Raw genomic sequence first — 4,854 nt, 5'->3', positions numbered from 1 at the left:
CTTTTGCACTAATAATCATACCTGGTATACAGAAACCACATTGCACCGCTCCGCATTCACCAAAAGCATAGGTGTATACCGCTTTCTCCCTATCAGTTAAGCCCTCAATAGTTATAATTGATTTGCCATCTAATTGGGATAATTTACTTACACAAGCCTTAGCCTTTTTTCCGTCTATAATTACTGTACACGTACCACAAGCACCAGCACTACAACCTTCTTTGGTGCCCGTCAATTTCAAATCAGCTCGCAAGAAATCAATTAAACGCTGATCCTCTTGAACCTCATGATAGGTGCCATTCACTTGAAAGCGGTACATATATAGCCCTCCTTTCTTTAAGGAATACATTCACCAAGATATGATTCTGTTAAAGATCCATCTTGTACCACATGGTGACCTCTGAGGATTACATCACGAACCTTGCCGGTTACGGATAGTCCCTCATAAGGTATGTAGTCAGCCTTTGTATGGGCGGACTCTATTGAAAGAACGTGCTTTACGTTCTTATCTACGATTGTAATATCCCCATCACTACCTACAGCTAATGTGCCCTTCTTAGGATACATGCCATATAGTTTTGCTGGGTTTTCACTAACTAATTTCATAAAATCTACGGCACTCATGTTACACTGGTTTACCAATACATCATAAGCGACGATGCCCCGTTCCTCTGCACCTGGGATGCCACCAGGAATACGGGTAAAGTCATGACGACTTTTTAATTTTTGACTTTCAAAATTGAAGCTACAATGGTCGGAGCCAATAGTTTGGAAAGTACCATTTACTAAAGCGTCCTTCAATATCATTTGATCTACTTCAGTTCTAAGAGGTGGACTCATCACGTATTTAGCGCCTTCATAATCAGGCAAGCTATATCGTGATTCATCAAGTACCAAATACTGTGGACATGTTTCACAAGTCACTGCATGCCCTAGTGCACGTTCTCGAAGGATTTCTTCTACCCCTTCCTTAGAGCTTACATGCACAACATGTACTGGATACTCTAGAGAAGCGCCGATTGTACTAAATCGTTTAATCGATTCCGATTCAATCATAGCTGGTCTCGTAAGTGGATGATTACTTATATCTAACTCACCGCGCTTACGCTTATCAGCTACGAGTGCATCGATGAGGTCCCCATTTTCACAGTGAGCCCCTACAAGTGCGCCTGTTGGTTTTATAGCTTCAATAGCGTCATAAATTTCTCGGTCCGTTAAACGGAACCCATAAGCTAAATATACCTTAAAGGATGATACACCAGCTTTAACCACTTTTGGGATTTCACTGGCCACCGTATCATTGATTTCTACAAGCTCCATATGGAATTTGTAGTCACAGGAACAATGCCCTACGGCACGCTCCTTATGAATCTCTAATCCTTTACAAAGGGAGCCATCCTCAGGAGAAGCAAAATTGATAATTGAAGTAGTCCCACCAAGGATAGCAGCCTTCGTACCACTATCAAAATCATCCGCGGTCGATGCTAAAGCATTGGTCATTTGAAAGTGCGTATGAGGATCTATAAATCCTGGGAATACGTAGCAACCTTTTGCATCAATTACTTTAGCCCCTTCTGGAACAGGAACGTGTTCATCGATGGCGACAATTTTGTCGCCATCAATTAATAAATCTCCGATAAGGATTCGATCAGCTAAGACCAATTCCCCTTGTTGTATGATAATCATGATACATAGTACACATGCTCTTTACAGAAGGCATGTACAACTCCTTTCAATTCTTCAGGTAATGCATCAATGTCACATACGGCTTCTTCACCTTTGAAGCGATAACCACAGCTAGTGCCTGTGATGTAGAAACCATCATTTGTACTATCTGCTAAAGCTTCAGCATTGTGGAAGAATGTAATGCGATCCTTGTATGGTTGACAAGGTTCTACGCAATGACATGCACAGTTACCACACTCATTACAGCTTTGATCAACATGGACGATCAATTTAGCATCATTTACAGTAACGACTTCATTACATCTATTAGGACAAACGCGAACACAAGCACCACAAACTACGCGGCAATGGTAGTCAGAGCTACGTGTACCAGGGAAGGACGGCATTGCTTCACGTTTTTTCTTCATGGCATCGCTCTTCTTGAAAATTTTGTTCTCAGCGATGTCTTTAGCAAGTTCAGCGATAAGTTCTTTATGAACTTTTAAAGCAGCATTGTAATCAGTAGATTCTACTTCGTCTGCTAAGCCTTTGAATGTATTGTAACCTTCGCCTTGTAGAAGAATTGTACATACTGTTACAGGCCAGATACCACAATCAAAGATAGCTTTGATATTTTGTTTTACAGCACCGCCGCTATAAGACATTGGTAAACGTTCGCCGAATTGAGCACTTAAAAGCTCAGCTACACCAATTGTTACAGGTAACAAGGATTTACCAGACATGTACATTTGCTCGCCTGGCAATTCATTGTTGTGAATCTGTACAGGGAATGTATTTGTTAATTTAACGCCAAAGATCTTGTTGTGTTTTTCACCAAGAGCGATAAGACGTTCTAACATTGGAACAGCTTTATCGAATTGAAGGTCAACTTCAAACTGATGATCTTCAAAGTCAATGTATTCAAAGCCAGCGTTATCCAACAACTCTCTAATGCGTTTTGGACCTAACAATGTAGGGTTGCACTTTAAGTATAGGTGAAGACCTTTTTCACTGATAAGGTACGAACAAATGGATTCGATTTCTTCCGCTGGGCAACCGTGCATTGTGGACAATGTGATTGCTTGACAAAGTTCATCACCAATGGAGTTAATGAAGTCAGCATCGATATGTTCAAATTCATCTACATGGTCAAGGCACCATTGTTTACAAGTATCCCACATTGGAGATTGAGATGCACTGCGCATTGTGTTGATGAATTTGTCAACCATAGGGCTCTTAATACCAGCTAAGTTGTAGCCAACACTCATGATGAATAAGAATCCATCTGGATCGCCTAATCCTAATTCTTTAGAGATTAATTTTAATGCGAACCAAGCTTTAATGTATTCATCAGCAGCTTCATCACAGCTATATTCAGAAGACCATTCTACGTTGTATGCTTCGTCTACAGAGTAGATACAAGGTCTAGGAATACCTAGTTCTTCACCGTACATGATTTGTACGGTTTTTAATTCAATGCAACGAGCACCAGCTACATAAGATGCCACAATGTTTTGTGCCAACTGTGTATTAGGGCCAGCTGCTGGACCTACAGGATTTTCAATGGATTTACCAAAGATAGATAAGCGTTGATCATGATTGGTACGATGAATTTTATTTACATTGTAAATACGATTGTACATCTTGTACTCAGTCATAATGTGGTTCATCAAATTTCCGAAACTTACCGGATACATAATGTCACTCATAATGTCACACTCCTTTAAAGCGCTTGCGTTATGGGTTTAGTCGTTTCCATAAACCTTTAGATGTTGCTAAAACTTCGTCCATTACTTCAGCTTTGTCGATGCCTTGTAATTTACGATCAATCATGCGTGGTACACCATCACTAATGGTTGTTACCACATACATACCATTAGCACCGAATAACAAGTGACCATTGATGTTGTTTTCATCAAGTGGTGTTGGTGCTGCGTAATCAAGAACAATTACGTCAGCTGCAGCACCTTTTTTAAGAATGCCTACCGTAGTATCGAAGAATTCATTAGCCATTTTACGGTTGTTTTCAAATAGCATATGAGGTACTTCTCCCCAGCCTACATATGGTTTATGTTGCTCATGTTTCACGAGACAGTTCGCTACTTTATAAGATTCGAGCATATCATTTGTATAACCATCTGTACCAAGACCAACAGTAATACCTGCATCTAATAGTTTCAAGATATCTGTTGTGCCTACTGCATTACCCATGTTACTTTCTGGGTTATGTACAACCTTAGCTTGAGATTCCTTCAACAATGCTACATCTTCGTCAGTTACGTGTACGCAGTGACCAGCGATGCTCTTAGGACCTAAAATGCCAGCTTCAACAAGTCGTTTAACAGGTGTCATGCCATATTTTTCTTTACTATCTGCCACATCTTCTGGCCCTTCTGCAACATGAACATGATAACCTAATTTATCTTCATTGTGAGCTTTCACATAGTCTAATGTATCAGAGCTTAGTGTAAAAGATGCATGTAAGCCCATCATAGCAGCAAGTCTAGATGAATCTTGTTTTGCTTCTTTACCAAAGCGTACGTTTTCTGCAACAGCGGCTTTCATTTGGTCTACGCCATTGCGGTCGGATACTTCATAGCATAAACATGAGCGAACGCCGAATTGTATAGCTACATCTGCAATGATGGATAAGCTGTTAGGAACTTCACCATAACTTGCATGGTGGTCAAAAATAGTAGTTACACCATTTTCGATACAGCCTAAATACGTAAGTAATGCACTTGCTTTTACATCTGGAGCCGTCAATTTATTATCTAAGTAGAACCAAAGTCCTTCCAAGATTTCACCGAAGTTTGTCGGTGCTGGACCTGGCAACGATAAGCCTCGTGCAAGAGCGGAGTAAATATGATGATGTGCATTAATGAAACCTGGCATAATCAAGCCACCATGAGCATCAATAATTTCTGCGTTTGCATAAGCTTTGCATAATTCATCATATTTACCAATATCAACAATTTGAGTCCCGTCGATAGCAACAGCACCATCATAAATGATAGGTCTATCAGCGTCGCGAGTAATAACAGTACCTTTTCCTAATATAATCATTTGGGCACCTCCTCAACGATTCGTTGAAATGCATACTTATAAATCTTTATATTGTTATAATACGATACGTGTGCCTGTTTTTCCTGCTATACCATCTTTAGATTTCTCTAATAATGTGATAAT

4 protein-coding genes are annotated in these 4,854 nt (G+C 40.0%); all 4 read right to left on the bottom strand.

Going from position 1 to position 4,854, the window contains the following annotated elements; genetic code table 11:
• Positions 1–319, bottom strand: a 319-nt coding sequence (locus Q0507_RS08645) for a 2Fe-2S iron-sulfur cluster-binding protein (RefSeq protein WP_298715100.1), incomplete at its 3' end; no start/stop codon positions are given.
• 17 nt (positions 320–336) lie between these two features.
• Positions 337–1,686, bottom strand: coding sequence for a dihydropyrimidinase (hydA, locus tag Q0507_RS08640; RefSeq protein WP_298715098.1), 1,350 nt, complete (start codon positions 1,684–1,686; stop codon positions 337–339).
• Entirely contained in the window at positions 1,683–3,374 is a 1,692-nt protein-coding gene (locus Q0507_RS08635; RefSeq protein ID WP_298715096.1) for a selenate reductase, read from the bottom strand. The genes hydA and Q0507_RS08635 overlap by 4 nt, the downstream gene beginning before the upstream one ends.
• Before the next feature lie 28 nt (positions 3,375–3,402).
• Positions 3,403–4,731 (bottom strand): putative aminohydrolase SsnA, encoded by a 1,329-nt coding sequence (ssnA, locus tag Q0507_RS08630; RefSeq protein WP_298715094.1) that lies wholly within the window; start codon positions 4,729–4,731, stop codon positions 3,403–3,405.
• Positions 4,732–4,854 lie beyond the last annotated feature (123 nt).

Source organism: uncultured Veillonella sp. (assembly GCF_938010505.1).
Lineage (GTDB): Bacteria > Bacillota > Negativicutes > Veillonellales > Veillonellaceae > Veillonella.
This window is presented reverse-complemented; position numbering and strand designations above follow the sequence as displayed.